Source organism: Dryocola mayonis (assembly GCF_051307045.1).
In the GTDB taxonomy this organism is placed as follows: Bacteria; Pseudomonadota; Gammaproteobacteria; order Enterobacterales; family Enterobacteriaceae; genus Dryocola.
Genome location: NZ_CP150452.1, coordinates 888,177 through 903,514, shown reverse-complemented (window position 1 = coordinate 903,514; position 15,338 = coordinate 888,177). Strand labels below are relative to the sequence as shown.

Genomic DNA, 15,338 nt, shown 5'->3' with positions numbered 1-15,338 from the left:
TTTCCTGTGTTGGGTTATCCCTACTTTACGCATTACCAGATGAGAATAAATATCGTTTGTTTAACAGACTACATCAAATAAATTCATTACGCGCTTATGTCCCGATGTGCCATGCTGATTATCGGATAGCGGAGCACAGAGGACGACTTAATGATCGCTATATGCAAAGCCTGCGGCACATCCTATGAAAGCGCGGGTTCCCATCCGCCACATTGCACAATTTGCGAAGATGAGCGGCAGTATGTGCCGGCAACGGGACAGAAATGGATCGATTCAGAAACGCTTATCGCTTCGCACACCAATAAGTGGCAGCAGCACGAAACCCATCTCCTCAGCATCCAGACCGTTCCTGGCTTTGCGATTAATCAGCGCGCTTTTATTCTGCGAACGCCGGAAGGCAATATTCTGTGGGACTGCATTGCCACCCTCGACGACGCCACCAAAACGCTTGTTTCCTCCCTGGGCGGGCTTAAGGCGATCGCCATATCGCATCCTCATTACTACACCACCATGCAGGAATGGGCAGCCGAATTTGACGCGCCAGTTTATCTACATGCCAGCGACAGCAGGTGGATCATGCGCGACAGCCCGTGGATTACCCTTTGGGAAGGTGACGTCCTTCAGCTGACCGCTGACGTCAGCTTAATACGTCTCGGCGGACACTTCGCCGGCGGCAGCGTTCTTCACTGGGCGCGGGACGAAGGCGTGCTGCTTACCGGAGACATCGTTCAGGTTACGCCGGGCGCAGATGGCGTCTCCTTTATGTGGAGCTATCCCAACATGCTGCCGCTGTCGGCAGCGACGGTCAGCGATATTATCCGCCGTCTGGGCGCGGTGAAATTTAAGAAACTCTACGGCGCCTTTGAAGGAAAGGATATTAAGGAAAATGCCGATGCCATCGTGCGTCGTTCAGGTGAAAAATATATCGCCTGTCTCGGGTAGCTTATTATTTCTGTAAGTTAAAGAATAACCGGGCGGCTCACTTTATTGAGTTCATCGGCCGGTCGCAGAAGAAAATAACGCCCGCGCGCTGAAAATTGGTTATTATCCGCTCCCACTCTTTATCCGGGCAGCCTGATGTCTACGATTTTCGATACCTTTATTGCCCCGCCGTGCCATGACAGCATAGAAACGCTCTATCAGGACGACCACCTGGTGCTGATCAATAAACCTGCCGGGCTGCTCAGCCTCTCGGGCAAAAATCCGCAAAACCTCGATTCGGTGCACCATCGGCTGGTACAGCTGTTTCCCGGCTGTACCTTGGTTCACCGCCTGGATTTCGGCACCTCCGGGCTGATGGTGATTGCCCGCAATAAGGCCATCAACGCCGCCCTGTGCCAGCAGTTCAGCCAGCGCACGGTGACCAAAGTGTACAGCGCCCTGCTCTGCGGGCATCTGGAAGATAACGAAGGGACGATAGACGCAGCGATTGCCAAAGATCCGGCGCTGTTCCCGCTGATGTCGATATGCGCCATCCGCGGCAAGCCCGCTCGCTCCCGCTATCGGGTCGTTGAGCGCTTTTATCATCGGCTGGAAGACGGAAGGTTACTGCCGCTGACGAGGGTGCGGCTAACCCCGGAAACCGGGCGCACTCACCAGCTCCGCATCCACTGCCGGCAGCTGGGCCACCCTATTTTTGGCTGCGATCTGTATGGCGGGCCGCCTGCTGCCGGGCACCGAAAGGACGCCGCGGCTGATGCTGCACGCCAGCGAGCTGGATTTTGTGCATCCCATCAGCGGAGAGTGGATCAGAGCCCGTCATACGAGCCCGTTCTGAAAGCGAAAGTACCTGCTTACCACATCAAATCGTCAGGCACTTTGAAATCGGCGTACGGATCGTCTTCATCCTGCTCTTCCTGGCTGAGCGCGCTGTTTAAGACAATGCTGTCCGCATCCCGCTGCGCAATTTTATCGGCGACGCTCGCGGGGATGATGGCATATTGACTCTCGCCGCCGTTATCAACCACCAGACGGGCAATGGCGAGACGGCCGCTAATCAGCTGGGCCTGCGTAAGCTTATCGACGAATATTTTTTTAATTAAATTATTATCGGTGAAGTTAAAACCAATATCGCCTTTGGCGACGTCGATTCTGTTCATCTCAATTAGCTGCTTGACCTGCGCTTTATATTCTTTAGATAAAGCGGCCTGTTTTTGCTGTTCGCTCAGCTGCTTATCACGCTCAAGCTGGGCTTTTTTATTTTCTTCCACGGCCTCTCTGGCCTCGCGAGCCTGAACCCTTGATTTCTTAGCCGTTCTCTGGACCTTAGCCATTTTTTTGCTGGTCACTAATCCCGCTTTGAGCATCTGCTCTTGTAAGGTGAGTTTTGTCATTTTCGTCTCTGCATGCGTTGCATATTTTGCAGGATTATACCCGTAATGGCGGAGGTTGTTCCATGACACAAAAAAGCCGATCGTTCGATCGGCCCTTTTGTTACAAGGTGATGATTTCCCGCTGACGGCTCAGGCGCTGGTCACCGGCTTTTGCTCCGTCTTCGCCTGGGCGTTTTCCAGCATACGGCGCACCGGAACGATAAGCACCATCAGCACCGCGGCGCAGATCAGCAGCGCAATGGAGCAGCGTGCGAAGAGATCCGGCAGCATATCCAGCTGATCGGCCTTCACGTGGCCGCCAATCAGGCCTGCCGCCAGGTTACCTAGTGCGCTTGCGCAGAACCACAGCCCCATCATCTGGCCGCGCATTCTTTCCGGCGCCAGCAGCGTCATGGTCGCAAGGCCGATCGGGCTCAGGCACAGCTCGCCAAGCGTCAGCATCAGGATGCTGCCCACCAGCCAGAACGGAGACACGCCGGCCCCACCGCTGCTCAGCACGTTCTGCGCCGCCAGCATCATCAGCCCAAAGCCCGCGGCGGCGCACAGAATGCCGATGACGAACTTAGTCATGCTGGCCGGACGCACGCCTTTGCGCGCCAGCATCGGCCACGCCCAGCTGAATACCGGCGCCAGCAGAATAATGAACAGCGCGTTGATTGACTGGAACCACACGGCGGGAATTTCAAAATCGCCAATCATGCGGTTGGTGTAGTCGTTTGCAAACAGGTTGAACGAGGTCGGCTTCTGCTCAAACGCGGACCAGAAGAAAGCGGCGGACACCAGCAGGATGAAGCAGACCAGCAGCCTGGCGCGCTCTTTGCGGTTCAGCCCGGCAAACACAAACAGATAGATAAAGTAGAGGGCCACCGAGGCGGCAATCACGTACACCAGCGCGCTGGCGACGGCGACGGGGTTAATGACAATCACGCCCTGCGCTATCAGCGTCACGACGATAGCCACGCCGGCCGCCAGCACCAGCAGCCATGCGCCGACGCCGTTTTTCTTCGCCACCGGGCTGTTCCAGGTTGAATCCAGGCCGACTTCGGCGTCGTAGCGTTTCATCGCCGGCACCGCGAACAGGCGGAAGATAACCAGCGCGACCAGCATCCCGATACCGCCGATGCCAAAGCCCCAGTGCCAGCCGTGGGTTTTTATCAGCCAGCCGGAGATCAGCGGCGCGATAAACGAGCCCATATTAATCCCCATATAAAACAGCGAGAAGCCGCCGTCGCGACGCGCATCGCCTTTTTTGTACAGCGTGCCCACCATGACCGAAATACAGGTCTTGAACAGGCCGGAGCCGAGGACGATAAACATCAGGCCGATAAAGAACAGGTTGTCGCCCATAAACGCGGAGAGCGCGATAGACAGATGGCCAAGCGCGATAAGAATCGAGCCGTACCAGACGGCCCTTTGCTGGCCGAGCCAGTTATCCGCCAGCCACCCGCCCGGCAGCGCGGCCAGGTACATGCTGCCGGCAAAAATCCCCACGATGGCCGAGGCGTTTTCACGCGCCAGCCCCATGCCGCCGTCGTAAACGGTCGCCGCCATAAACAGGATCAGTAAGGGACGAATGCCGTAAAAAGAGAATCGCTCCCACATTTCGGTGAAGAACAGCGAGCCAAGCGGATAAGGATGGCCGAAGAAAGTCCGGCTTTCGTTTTTATTAACAGAGGAATGCATAAATTCTCCATGAAGATGTGTCGAAGTGCCTGCAAGCACCGAAATGCATGGCGGCTGGGATGGCTGGCTGCCGCTCTTTAACATTCAGCAATTGTTATTTAACCATTTGATAACCGGTTACTGGTTTTGTCTAGTGCCAACCGCAGGACTTTAAGATGAAAAGTCGACGATTGTCTACTTTTACAGATTTTTTATCGGGTAGCGGAGGATAGTAATTGACATTGAATGACCGGTGAGCATTGGCATGGTTATGCTTAGTAAACAAATAGTTAATCAGATTAAGCGGTGTTTTTGAGAGTCTTCAGGCTATTTTTGAATAAGCGGCTGGAATAGTGCTGGTTTGTGCCAAAAAACGCTGTCGATCCGTCAGGGATGAGTTGAAAGGGTGTCGCGACCCGCCAGCATCCGGCAGAAGGAATGCAAACCCACAGAGCGGTTAATCATAAAATTGCGGGACACTTCGCAGCGTTGCATCATGCCGGAAATGGAAATCAAAAAAATATACTGGCTGCAGGCACGCTTTTTATTCGTGCTGAAGGATATTAATAAGTCTGCCGGATGGGTCGCGGATATAAAATCGGCGAACTCCCCACGGCTCGCTTACGGGGCCATATTCCAGGGCAAGCTCAACTTTTTGAACACGGCGCAGCACCTCGTCGAGATCGTCCACCTCAATGGAAAGATCGGGCACCGGCGTGTCCGATCCCCCTTCATTTGCAAAGCTGACTTGCGCAGCCATACTCTCAGAACTGGTATAAGTACGAATCCAGCCATGATCCATCGCCAGCTCAAGCCCAAGAATATTTTGGTAAAAATCATTCACTAAGGATGGATCAGGTATCATAAAGTTGGCGACGATTCGTTTAACCTTCATGTGTCTGCCTCCCGGGCGGTGGCTAAAATTAAGATTTTAAGATGTCACAAACCTGGCCCTGCAACTGTGGCGCAGCGCTCAGGATATGTTCAACTCGCTTATCAAAATAACCCCTTGCCCAAAAGATGAGGCCGAACCGCCGGCAAACCTACATACGGTCTGCAAATACCGTTTTCACTATAAACCTGTTTATCCCCTGCGGTATCTCACAACGGCCCCCGGAAAAAGCGTAAGCGAAGAAAGAACAAGATCTACGGAACGCGGGAAGAAGCCCACGGCGATATTTGATGCCGTCGCAATGATCCGTAACCGTAAGCATCGGCTTGGTTCAAACGATCGGATATCATCGACGGCATAGCAAAACCAATGTGATCAGCGGCTCGGAAGCGTCTGGTTTGTCCGTGGAGATTCAAACAGCGTCAGAATTACCAGCTTTATTACAGCCGCTTGCCGCCTCGCCAATATAAATTATTACCTGCCTGTCAGGCAGCCTTCATAGAAGTAATGGTATCGTCGTTTGCAGCCGGGGCAGACAGAGTTTTCAGGCGCTCATCAATCAGCACGTGATGAATCGTCAGAATGCTTCCGCCATTACCGTTCGGGCCGATCAGAAAGCGAACCTCGCTTTCGAGATAGGGAGGTTCATTATCCTTCATCTGATAGCTGACCTCTTTATTTGGTATAAATGAAACCGGTTCAGGGTTGCTGAGGTTAGCTGAGGGCAGCCACTGTTCCCTGTATTCAGGAATAGTGATGGCTCGCCAGACCTTTTCCGGCGCTTCTTTAAAGTGATATTCGAAAACCAGCTCTTTTGCATTATGGTTATTCATTGGTCCATGTCCGTTAGCAGATTTTTTAGTGCATCAATGCGGCCTGGCCAAAACGCTCTGTATTTTGTTAACCAGTGCATTAACAGCGAAAGCCCATCCGGATCAACTTCGTAGTTTACGAAACGCCCTTGTCGGGCTTCGCGTACCAGCCGGGCATCGCGCAAGACAGCAAGATGCTGAGACATGGCCGGCTGGCTGATCTCGATACCCTTGCGTAGATCCGTAGCGTTCATACTGCCATTAGCGAGCTTTTCAAAAATGGCCCGGCGCGTAGGGTCTGCCAGGGCCTTGAATAGGGAATTTTCATTCATAATTTCACATCAGCAAGCACTTATGTGGGATATAACATCAAAACATGATAGCTGCTCCACCCTGCCTGCACTATTTTATCTCGGTTTCCGAGATAATGATTTTTCCCACCAGCCCGTATTCCACGGCCTCTTCTGCACTCATCCAAAAATCACGCTGGGTATCGGCATCAATTTTTTCCACCGGATGCCCTGTCGCCGCTGCAAATATTCCATTTAGCCGGTTCTTCATTCGCACAATTTCTTTGCGATAGATTTCCAGATTACTTGCCGGCCCCTGTATACCGCCAGCGGGCTGATGAAGCATAAACCGGGTATTCGGCAGCGAATAGCGATTCTCTTTTTCCGCCGCAACATAAATCAAAGCTCCCGCGCTGGCCACGCATCCTGACCCGACCATAATGACCCCTGGAGTGATGAAACGGATAGCATCAAAGATCATATCTCCAGATTCGGCATGTCCGCCTGGCGAGTTAATAAATACACAGATGGGATCGTCGCCGATCGAGGCAAGAATGTGCAGCTGCTGTACCACTTCCTTTGCCATCCTGTCCTCTACTGTACCGGTAATGAAAATCTTTCTGGCATTGAGAAGATGATCCATAAACACAGGGCTTTGAGGAACATGCTTTTGGCTTTCATCCCTGCCGTTATCTGTATGAAACATAAAAACTCCAGGCTTGATCCAAAGGTCACGGCGGGATTCACAGAAGAATCAATGCATCAGTTAACTGAAACAGCCGTATCAGACTTATTATATAAGCACACACTTATATGTCTGGCAAGTTATCCCAGTTTTAAGTCAATTGCCTTTATTTGCGGTGTGTCAACACGCCCTGACGTCACAATGGCCCCGTAACCGTAAACATCGGCTTGCTTCAAGCGATCGGATATCATCAAGGGAATAGCAAAACCAATGCGATCAGCGGTTCGAAAGCGTCTGGTTTGTCCATGGCGATTCAGATCCCTCCGTGCAAAATCCTTCCTGTATACACCCCACAATTTACGTCTCCGGTTCCAGATTCCTTCCTGTGTCGCCTCTGATTTCATGCACAACGCTTAAAGAATCGGTCATTTACACATAAACAGGCATTAACGGTCATGTTAATTTCACTGTAAAACTATTTAGTGAAACGTGTTACTAACGCATTTCTCTTTAATTTGGCGATTATTTGTGATGGAAATCTCATTTTAATGCAACCTATTAATAATTTTCATTTATTTACTCAGCGAATGTCACTTTTTGCACTGTGGTAAATTCGCTGGCCCACATTTTTAACTGACGCACATTTTGCGCCGGTTGAATCTTCTAATTTATTGTCATCGGAGGTCATCATGTTACCGATTGAACGTCACCGTCAGATCATGGAAGAATTAAATTTACATGGTCGGGTATTAGTTTCTGAACTGGTTAAACTTTGTCAGGTTTCGCAGGAAACTATTCGCAGAGATTTATCTCTGCTGGAGAGAAAAGGATTATTACAACGCAGTCATGGCGGCGCGGTCGTAGCACAGAAATATCAGGGAAACGTAGCTGAAAAAAGCAATAACCCGAATGAACACGAATCAACTTTCCGCCTGAGAATGAATGAAAACCCCCAGGCAAAAACGTTGATTGCCAAAAAGGCGCTCGATTTTATTACGCCGGGCGATTGTATTTTACTGGACAGCAGCACCACCTGTTGGTTCCTGGCAAGACAGCTGCCGGATATAGAACTAACGGTGCTGACGAACTCACTGCATACCGTGCAAACGCTGGCTACCAGGAGCCATATTCGCACCATTTGCCTTGGAGGAGAGTATTCCGCCCACAATGGCGATTTTAACGGCGTTGTTGCCGAGCAGCCGCTGAAGGATTTTTTAATTAACAAAATATTTTTCTCCTGCAGCAGCCTTGGTAACGATGGCTATTTACGTTCCGCAAACGAAAACAATGCTCATTTAAAACAACAAATGTTGATGGCGTCAGAACGGAAATATCTGCTTATTGATTCAGTGAAGTTTCTGCGCCCCTCTTTCGCCCGAATTTGTCATTACCGGGAAGTTGATTTTTTAATTACAGATAGTCTGAAGGATAAAGAATTGCAACAAGAGTTAGCCTGGAATGGCGTCAATATTATTGACTGTTCGCAACGCCATAATGTTATGCAATTAATGAACTCTCAGGATATTTAATTATATGAAAAAGACAATTATCGCCTGTTCTCTACTGCTGGTATTTTCCGCCGCCGCTCATGCCGCTGACAAATTACGTATGGGCATCGTGGTTAAAGTGGGCGGCATTCCCTGGTTTAACGCGATGGAAGCGGGCATAAAAAGCGAAGCCGCGAAAGAAGGAATCGATGCCTGGATGGTCGGCCCTACTTCAGCTGACCCGGCACTCCAGGTCAGGGCAATTGAAGACCTGATTGCGCAGAAAGTCGACATCATCGGCGTCGTGCCTAATGACCCGAAGGTGCTGGAGCCGGTGCTGAAGCGCGCGCGCGACGCCGGCATCCGCGTGCTGGTGCATGAGTCTCCCGACCAGAAATACGCCAACTGGGATTTCGAACTGGTGGATGCCAAAACCCACGGCGAGAATCACATGAAAGCGCTGGCTGAATGTATGCACGGCGAAGGCAAATATGTCGCCTATATGGGCGGTTTGACGGTGCCGTTGCATAACGCCTGGGTGGACTCCGCCGTCGCGTATCAGAAAGCACACTACCCGAAAATGCAGATGGTCGGCGACAAGTTTGGCGTCGGTGAATCGCTGGATGACTCCATCCGCACTACCAATGAAGTGATGTCCAAGTACCCGGATTTGAAAGGCATTATCGCCTTCGGTTCCCAGGGGCCAATCGGCGCCGGCCGCGCGGTTATGGCGCGCAACAAAATCGATCAGGTGTGCGTCATCGGCGCCTTCAGCCCGGGTCAGGGCCAGATGCTGGTGAATCGGGGCGCCATCAAAGGGGGCTACATCTGGAACCCGATGACGGCGGGCGAAGTCTTCGTGCGCCTGGCGGGCATGATGCAGAAAAACCAACCGATCGCCGACGGTACGACCATTGAAGGTCTGGGCAAGGTGCGGGTCGATGAGCAGACCCACACCATTCTCGGCAACAACACCGAAAGCCTGGACAAAAACAACCTGCCTGAATTGGTCAAACTGGGGCTGTAATATGCAACTCATCGAACCACAGACGCTGATTACCCTCGAGAGCCTGTCGAAAACCTTCGGTGGCAACCGGGCATTAAGTGATATCTCACTGTCGTTGATGACAGGGGAAGTGCATTGCCTTGCTGGTACTAATGGCTGTGGGAAGAGCACGCTGATTAAAGTGATCTCCGGAGTACATGCTCCGGATGCGGGTAGCAAAATAACGCTCGGGGATAGCGGCGAACATTTTCCACGGCTGACGCCAAAGCAGGCGCGCGATTTTGGCGTGCAGGTGATTTATCAGGATCTGTCGTTGTTCCCCAATCTCAGCGTGGCCGAAAACATCGCCTTTGAGCATAACCTCGGCAATCTGCTGGGCTGGTTCAGCAAGAAAAGGCTGAGGGCCAGCGCTGAGAAGGTTATCAATGAACTCAAGTTTGACCTGAACCTCGATGCCAGAGTTTCCGAGCTGTCGATTGCCCAGCGTCAGCAGGTAGCGATTTGCCGCGCGCTGGTCGCTGACGCCCGGCTGGTCATTATGGATGAGCCAACGGCGTCGCTCACCCGTACCGAGGTAAATCAGCTGCTGCGCACCGTGCGCTACCTGAAAGAGAAGAATATCTGCGTGGTGTTCGTCAGCCACCGTCTGGATGAAGTGCTGGAGATTTCAGATCGCGTCACCGTGATCCGCGATGGACACAAAATGGGCACCTGGCCTGCCAGCGAAATGGACGGTCATCGTCTGACTGAACTGATGACCGGGTTGAAACTTGATTATCACCTGAAAGCGCCGACCCTTAATCCGCACCGCAAGCTGCTGGAAGTGGAAAATCTCAGTCGTAAAGATCAGTACCACGACGTCAGTTTTTCGCTGTATGAGGGTGAGGTGCTGGGGCTGTGCGGTCTGCTCGGCTCCGGCCGTACCGAACTGGCGCTGTCGCTGTTTGGTATGACCAAACCAGACAGCGGCAAAATCTGGCTCGACAGCAAACCGGTGCGCTTTCGCAGTCATGAAGATGCGATCAAATCCGGCATGGGCTATGTCTCTGAAGATCGCCTGACGCTCGGCCTGGTGCAGCAACAGTCCGTGGCTGACAACCTGGTGCTGTCGATTCTCGACCAGCTGCGCAACCGCTTCCACCTCATTGATGAATACCGCAAGAACAAGCTGATTCATGACTGGATACAGCAGCTGGGCGTGCGCGTCGCCGATCCGGAACACGCCATCTCCACGCTTTCAGGCGGCAATCAGCAGAAAATCGTGCTGGCGAAGTGGGTATTGACCCAACCCAAAATCCTGATCCTCGACTCCCCCACCGTGGGCGTCGATGTCGGTGCTAAAGCCAGCATCTACAGCCTGATCCACCAGCTGGCGAAAGAGGGGCTGGCAATCATCCTCATCTCCGATGAGGTGCCGGAGGTTTACTACAACTGCGACCGGATTTTGCATTTCCGTGACGGCACCGTACATGCCGAATACCAGCCGCAACAGGTAGCGCAGCAGCAGCTGGCGGAGGTGATCAATGCCTGATTTATCATTCTTTAAACCCCAGTCGAGTCAGGGCTGGCTGGCCTGGGTGCTGGTGTTCTTCTTCGTGGCGTTCTCGTTCGCAAGCGATCAGTTCCTGACGCTGCAGAACCTGCTCGATCTGACGGAAACCTATGCGGTTACCGGCATCTTTGCCCTTGGGCTGTTTGTGGTGCTGGTGACTGGCGGGATCGATATTTCCTTCGCTGCCGTGGCGTCGGTGGTGCAGTACGCTATCGCTTCGCTGTTCGTGCATTTTGGTTTTGATAACGCGCCGCTCAGCATTCTGCTGGCCATCGCCTGCGGCACGCTGTTTGGCGTGATCAACGCGGTGTTGATCTACTGGCTGCGCATTGTCTCGATCATCATCACCATCAGCATGCAGTCGCTCCTGTTCGGCATGCTGATGTGGATTACCGAAGGGCGTAGCCTCTACAACCTGCCGGAATGGTGGGTGACGCTGCATAACATCCTGCCGTTTAGCGTGCACGGCCAGACTTACCAGATTGGTTTGCCGCTTGCCATCATGCTGGTGATTGCCGCCATCACCTGGCTGCTGCTGAACAAAACCCATTTGGGCCGCCAGCTATATGCAACCGGCGGCGATCAGGAGTCGGCGCGCCGCATCGGCATCCGCGTCGGGCTAATCCATATCCTCGCCTACGGCTGGCTGGGGGCGCTGGCGGCAGTCGGCGGCCTGGTACAGGTCTACCGCGTGGGTGAAGTGGTGCCGAATGCGTTGGTAGGCGGTGAACTGGACGTGCTGGCCGCTACCGTGCTCGGCGGGGCTAGCCTGATGGGCGGCAAAGGCACCGTCACCGGGACGCTGATGGGAGTATTCCTGATAGCCATCCTGAAGAACGGCCTCAATCTGGTCGGCGTTTCCAGTTACTTCATGAACATTGTGATTGGCGTGGTGATTATGGTCGCCATTACCGTCACCCATTACAAAAAGCGTAAAGAAACCGACGTCAGCTTCGTCTGATCGGGGAGAGTGTCATGAAACATCTGAATTTTCTGAGCAGTGAAAAAGCGCATCCCGGCCTGCTGCTGTTGATTGCGCTCGGCGTCGCGGTATTCAGCATTATGCTGCCTGGCCGCTTCCTGACAAACTCCACGTTTATGAGCATGGCCTTCCAGCTGCCGGAGCTGGGTCTGCTGACGCTGGCGATGTTTATCGCCATCCTGAGCGGCGGCCTGAACCTGTGCATCATCGCCACCGCCAACCTGACGGCGCTGTTTATCGCCTGGGTGCTGCTGAACTTTATGCCAGCCGGCGCGGGCACCGGGCTGCAACTGCTGTGGCTGCTGATGGCGCTGGTCGGCGCGGCGTTAATCGCCACGCTGATCGGGGTGATTACCGGGCTGATGGTGAGCCGCATCGGGGCGCACCCGATTCTGGTGACGCTTGCGACCATGATGACGGTCAACGGTATTGGCATCTGGCTGACGCGCGGCGCCGCCGTGAGCGGCATGCCGGACGTGGTGCGCGCGCTGGGCGCGGACACTTTCCTCAACGTTCCGCTGCCGCTGTGGCTGTTCTTAATGACTGCGGGGCTGATGGCGCTGTTCCTCGGTAAAACCCGCGCCGGTAAATGCATCTATATGGGCGGCAGCAACATCAACGCCACCTGGTTTAGCGGCGTTAATACCCATCGTCTGCTGATTCTGGTTTACGTCATCTCCAGCCTGCTGTGCGTCATGGCCGGCCTGGTAATGATGGCGCGCTTTAACTCGGCGCGCATGGGCTACGGCGACTCGTATCTGCTGATCACCGTGCTGGCGATCATCCTCGGCGGCACCGATCCCAACGGCGGCTTCGGCCGCGTCACCGGGGTGGTGCTGTCGCTGATTGCGCTGCAGATCCTCTCCACCGGTTTCAACCTGTTAAACATAAGCCAGCATTTCAGCCTGGCGATGTGGGGTGCGGTACTGATTGTGGTTCTGGGCCTGAAATTCTTTAAAACCAAATTCAATCATTCCCGTGCGGTGCGTCGCAGTACTTTACTTGCACGCCAGACCGGCCTGACTAAAAAAAAGGAACTCTGATGCGTACCCAAATTTCTCCTTCACTGATGTGCATGAACCTGATGGAAATCAAACAGCAGCTGGCGGTTCTCGATACCCGGGCCGATTTCCTGCACATCGACATCATGGACGGCCACTACGTCAAAAACATCACGCTGTCGCCGTTCTTTATTGAGCAGATCCGCCCCCACACTAAGGTGGCGCTCGACGTGCATCTGATGGTGGAAGAACCGACCGACTTTATCGAGGCAATTGCCAAAGCAGGCGCGGATTATATCTGCCCGCATGCGGAAACCATCAATCGGGATGCGTTTCGCGTCATCAACCAGATTCGCTCCCTCGGCAAGAAAGTGGGCGTGGTGCTGAACCCGGCGACACCGGTGTCGTTTATCCATCACTACATCCATCTGCTGGATAAGATAACCGTGATGACCGTGGATCCTGGCTACGCGGGTCAGCCGTTTATCAGCGAGATGGTGAAGAAAATTGAAGAGTTGCGCGACCTGAAAGCGCGCCACGGCTACGGCTACCTGATTGAAATCGATGGCTCCTGTAACCAGCGTACCTACCGCACGCTGCTGGAAGCGGGCGCGGAAGTGCTGATTGTGGGCACCTCCGGGCTGTTCAACCTGCATGAAAATCTCGAAAACGCCTGGGAGCAGATGATGGGCAACATCGGACAGGCAAAAGACGAGTTACGGGAGTCAGCATGAGTCGAACCTGGCTGGGTATAGATATTGGCGGTACCAGCACGCGGCTGCTAACCCTGAGCGGGGAGAATCAGTGGGCGGGATTTCGCAAATTGCCGACCGCCAGCTGGGCGCAATCCGGCGACGCGCTGCGTGCGCTGGCCGGGCTGATTAACGAGATGCAGGCACAACAGCAGATTGACGGCGTGATGCTCGGCCTGCCGGGTATCCTCAGCCGCGATCGCCGGCACGTGGTCTCGCTGCCGTTTATCCAGGCGCTGGATGACACGCCGGTGGCCGCGCATCTCAGTGAAATTACCGGCATCCCTGTGGCGATGGACAAGGATGTTAACCACCTGATGCTATGGGACTTAATGCAGCTTGATACCCTGCCGGATAACGCCGTGGGTCTGTATCTGGGCACCGGGATGGGCAACAGCCTGTGGCTAAACGGCCAGTTCTACCACGGCGAACACGGCGGCGCGGGTGAAATTGGCCATATTCCCCTTATAGACAACGACTTGCCCTGTCCCTGCGGTAATTACGGCTGTGTAGAAACCCTGACCTCGGGCCACTGGCTGAGCCAGTGGGCGCGACAACACTGCGCGCGTACCGATCTGGGGCAGCTGTTTACCCTGCACGGCGATCGTCCGGAGCTGCAACAGTTTGTCAGCCGCCTGGCGAAAATTATCGCCGGCGAGATGAATATCCTCGACCCGCAGTATCTGATCCTCGGTGGCGGCGTGCTGGCGATGAACGATTTTCCGCTGGAATCGCTACGCCGCCAGATAGTCCGGCATCTGCGCCCGCCGGTAACACGCGATGGGCTGAAAATGGTGTTCAGCCATGCCACCGATCAGACCGGTTGTCGCGGCGCCTGCCTGGCGGCGGCGCGTCAGTTTGGGAGGAAAGAATGAAAGGCAAAGTCTGCGTGTTTGGCTCGTTCAATCTCGACATTGTCACCAAAATGTCGCGCTTTCCGCAGCCCGGCGAATCGCTCGTGGCGCACAGCAGCATGATGGGACCGGGCGGCAAAGGCTCCAATCAGGCCACCGCTGCGCTGCGCGCCGGCGCCAGAGTACATTACATCGGCAAAGTGGGTAATGACGACTTCGGCCAGTTCGCCCGCCGCCATCTGGAGAAGACCGGTTTTGACGCCATCACGCTATTTACCTGCAAGGAAAAACCGACCGGGAACGCGATGATCTATGTCGCCGGCGATAATGCCGAAAATATGATCTCGGTTTACCCGGGGGCCAACCTGATGGTCACGGCCGCCGAGGTGAACCGCTGTCAGCCGACGGTGGCGGCCGCCGACATTTTGCTGGTGCAACTCGAAAACAACCTCAGCGCCATTCAGCGCATGGTGGATAACGCCCGTCAGGCGGGAACCTATGTCATTGTCAACCCGGCCCCCTGGCAGAAGGTGAGCGACGCGTTTTTACGGAATGTTGATCTGTTAACCCCCAACAGCACCGAAGCCGGTCAGCTGACCAATACCAAAGTCACCGACTTTGCCTCGGCACAGGTCGCGGCGCAGATCCTGCACGGCAAAGGCGTGCGCAAGCTGATTATCACCCTCGGTATTCAGGGGGCGCTGCTCTCAACCGGCGAGCGCATGCTGGTGGTGCCCGTTTATCCGGCGCAGCCCACCGACAGCACCGGCGCGGGGGACTCCTTCAACGGCGCGCTGGCGGCGCGTCTGGCCGCCGGGGAACCGCTGGAACAGGCGGCGCTGTTCGCCTCGGCTTACGCTTCGGTGTGCGTTGAGCGCGCCGGGGCTGCGAACTCCATGCCACGTTACGACGACGCGGTGATACGTATGCAGCTCTACCCGGAACTGGCAATCAGCGAACTGAATGTTTCCGCCGCCACTTCGTAGAGCCTGGTTTTAAGCGCAGTACCCTATACCAACAATAACGGAGC

The 15,338-nt window shown here is 54.3% G+C and carries 15 protein-coding genes and 1 pseudogene; 10 read left to right on the top strand and 6 right to left on the bottom strand.

Annotated features, from left to right (window positions below):
- The first annotated feature begins 150 nt into the window (after positions 1 to 150).
- On the top strand, positions 151 to 942 hold the full coding sequence (locus tag WLO32_RS04375) for an MBL fold metallo-hydrolase (protein WP_435947316.1): 792 nt from the start codon (positions 151 to 153) through the stop codon (positions 940 to 942).
- A 135-nt stretch (positions 943 to 1,077) separates the two neighbouring features.
- A pseudogene (locus WLO32_RS04370) lies at positions 1,078 to 1,777 on the top strand (RluA family pseudouridine synthase).
- A gap of 16 nt (positions 1,778 to 1,793) precedes the next feature.
- On the opposite strand, the gene WLO32_RS04365 reads toward WLO32_RS04370, so the two are convergent.
- From WLO32_RS04365 to WLO32_RS04340, 6 genes are all read right to left on the bottom strand, one after another.
- Positions 1,794 to 2,333, bottom strand: coding sequence for a DUF2058 domain-containing protein (locus WLO32_RS04365; protein ID WP_121265205.1), 540 nt, complete (start codon positions 2,331 to 2,333; stop codon positions 1,794 to 1,796).
- Between the two features lie 129 nt (positions 2,334 to 2,462).
- On the bottom strand, positions 2,463 to 4,016 hold the full coding sequence (locus WLO32_RS04360; protein WP_435947315.1) for a peptide MFS transporter: 1,554 nt from the start codon (positions 4,014 to 4,016) through the stop codon (positions 2,463 to 2,465).
- Positions 4,017 to 4,539: 523 nt separating this feature from the next.
- Complete coding sequence (locus WLO32_RS04355; protein ID WP_435947314.1) at positions 4,540 to 4,890, bottom strand: VOC family protein; 351 nt, start codon at positions 4,888 to 4,890, stop codon at positions 4,540 to 4,542.
- A gap of 482 nt (positions 4,891 to 5,372) precedes the next feature.
- Positions 5,373 to 5,720 (bottom strand): SRPBCC family protein, encoded by a 348-nt coding sequence (locus WLO32_RS04350; RefSeq protein ID WP_435947313.1) that lies wholly within the window; start codon positions 5,718 to 5,720, stop codon positions 5,373 to 5,375.
- Positions 5,717 to 6,031, bottom strand: coding sequence for an ArsR/SmtB family transcription factor (locus WLO32_RS04345; protein ID WP_435947312.1), 315 nt, complete (start codon positions 6,029 to 6,031; stop codon positions 5,717 to 5,719). The genes WLO32_RS04350 and WLO32_RS04345 overlap by 4 nt, the downstream gene beginning before the upstream one ends.
- 70 nt (positions 6,032 to 6,101) lie before the next feature.
- On the bottom strand, positions 6,102 to 6,695 hold the full coding sequence (locus WLO32_RS04340) for an ATP-dependent Clp protease proteolytic subunit (protein ID WP_435947311.1): 594 nt from the start codon (positions 6,693 to 6,695) through the stop codon (positions 6,102 to 6,104).
- A gap of 668 nt (positions 6,696 to 7,363) precedes the next feature.
- Between WLO32_RS04340 and WLO32_RS04335 the strand changes: the two genes are divergently transcribed.
- The 8 genes from WLO32_RS04335 to WLO32_RS04300 are packed head-to-tail and all read left to right on the top strand — an operon-like array spanning position 7,364 to position 15,294.
- Positions 7,364 to 8,203, top strand: coding sequence for a DeoR/GlpR family DNA-binding transcription regulator (locus WLO32_RS04335; RefSeq protein ID WP_435947310.1), 840 nt, complete (start codon positions 7,364 to 7,366; stop codon positions 8,201 to 8,203).
- A 4-nt stretch (positions 8,204 to 8,207) separates the two neighbouring features.
- On the top strand, positions 8,208 to 9,188 hold the full coding sequence (locus WLO32_RS04330; protein ID WP_435947309.1) for a substrate-binding domain-containing protein: 981 nt from the start codon (positions 8,208 to 8,210) through the stop codon (positions 9,186 to 9,188).
- 1 nt (position 9,189) lies between these two features.
- Positions 9,190 to 10,698 carry a sugar ABC transporter ATP-binding protein gene (locus WLO32_RS04325; protein WP_435947308.1) on the top strand — a complete coding sequence of 503 codons (1,509 nt, stop codon included), beginning with the start codon at positions 9,190 to 9,192 and terminating at the stop codon, positions 10,696 to 10,698.
- Entirely contained in the window at positions 10,691 to 11,680 is a 990-nt protein-coding gene (locus WLO32_RS04320; RefSeq protein ID WP_435947307.1) for an ABC transporter permease, read from the top strand. Before WLO32_RS04325 ends, WLO32_RS04320 begins: the two co-directional genes overlap by 8 nt.
- Before the next feature lie 14 nt (positions 11,681 to 11,694).
- Complete coding sequence (locus WLO32_RS04315) at positions 11,695 to 12,744, top strand: ABC transporter permease (RefSeq protein ID WP_435947306.1); 1,050 nt, start codon at positions 11,695 to 11,697, stop codon at positions 12,742 to 12,744.
- Positions 12,744 to 13,436, top strand: coding sequence for a D-allulose 6-phosphate 3-epimerase (alsE, locus tag WLO32_RS04310; protein ID WP_435947305.1), 693 nt, complete (start codon positions 12,744 to 12,746; stop codon positions 13,434 to 13,436). Before WLO32_RS04315 ends, alsE begins: the two co-directional genes overlap by 1 nt.
- Positions 13,433 to 14,329: an allose kinase gene (gene alsK / locus WLO32_RS04305; RefSeq protein WP_435947304.1), complete on the top strand. Its 897-nt coding sequence runs from the start codon at positions 13,433 to 13,435 to the stop codon at positions 14,327 to 14,329. The genes alsE and alsK overlap by 4 nt, the downstream gene beginning before the upstream one ends.
- Entirely contained in the window at positions 14,326 to 15,294 is a 969-nt protein-coding gene (locus WLO32_RS04300; protein ID WP_435947303.1) for a ribokinase, read from the top strand. Before alsK ends, WLO32_RS04300 begins: the two co-directional genes overlap by 4 nt.
- The last annotated feature ends 44 nt before the right edge of the window (positions 15,295 to 15,338 follow it).

Excerpts from the sequence above, each read along its gene's own strand:
- alsE (WP_435947305.1), top strand. The coding sequence starts at position 12,744 with ATGCGTACCCAAATTTCTCCTTCACTGATGTGCATGAACCTGATGGAA.
- WLO32_RS04315 (WP_435947306.1), top strand. The coding sequence starts at position 11,695 with ATGAAACATCTGAATTTTCTGAGCAGTGAAAAAGCGCATCCCGGCCTG.
- WLO32_RS04360 (WP_435947315.1), bottom strand. The coding sequence starts at position 4,016 with ATGCATTCCTCTGTTAATAAAAACGAAAGCCGGACTTTCTTCGGCCAT.
- WLO32_RS04330 (WP_435947309.1), top strand. The coding sequence starts at position 8,208 with ATGAAAAAGACAATTATCGCCTGTTCTCTACTGCTGGTATTTTCCGCC.
- WLO32_RS04325 (WP_435947308.1), top strand. The coding sequence starts at position 9,190 with ATGCAACTCATCGAACCACAGACGCTGATTACCCTCGAGAGCCTGTCG.
- WLO32_RS04335 (WP_435947310.1), top strand. The coding sequence starts at position 7,364 with ATGTTACCGATTGAACGTCACCGTCAGATCATGGAAGAATTAAATTTA.
- WLO32_RS04300 (WP_435947303.1), top strand. The coding sequence starts at position 14,326 with ATGAAAGGCAAAGTCTGCGTGTTTGGCTCGTTCAATCTCGACATTGTC.
- WLO32_RS04340 (WP_435947311.1), bottom strand. The coding sequence starts at position 6,695 with ATGTTTCATACAGATAACGGCAGGGATGAAAGCCAAAAGCATGTTCCT.
- WLO32_RS04365 (WP_121265205.1), bottom strand. The coding sequence starts at position 2,333 with ATGACAAAACTCACCTTACAAGAGCAGATGCTCAAAGCGGGATTAGTG.
- WLO32_RS04355 (WP_435947314.1), bottom strand. The coding sequence starts at position 4,890 with ATGAAGGTTAAACGAATCGTCGCCAACTTTATGATACCTGATCCATCC.
- WLO32_RS04350 (WP_435947313.1), bottom strand. The coding sequence starts at position 5,720 with ATGAATAACCATAATGCAAAAGAGCTGGTTTTCGAATATCACTTTAAA.
- WLO32_RS04320 (WP_435947307.1), top strand. The coding sequence starts at position 10,691 with ATGCCTGATTTATCATTCTTTAAACCCCAGTCGAGTCAGGGCTGGCTG.
- alsK (WP_435947304.1), top strand. The coding sequence starts at position 13,433 with ATGAGTCGAACCTGGCTGGGTATAGATATTGGCGGTACCAGCACGCGG.
- WLO32_RS04375 (WP_435947316.1), top strand. The coding sequence starts at position 151 with ATGATCGCTATATGCAAAGCCTGCGGCACATCCTATGAAAGCGCGGGT.
- WLO32_RS04345 (WP_435947312.1), bottom strand. The coding sequence starts at position 6,031 with ATGAATGAAAATTCCCTATTCAAGGCCCTGGCAGACCCTACGCGCCGG.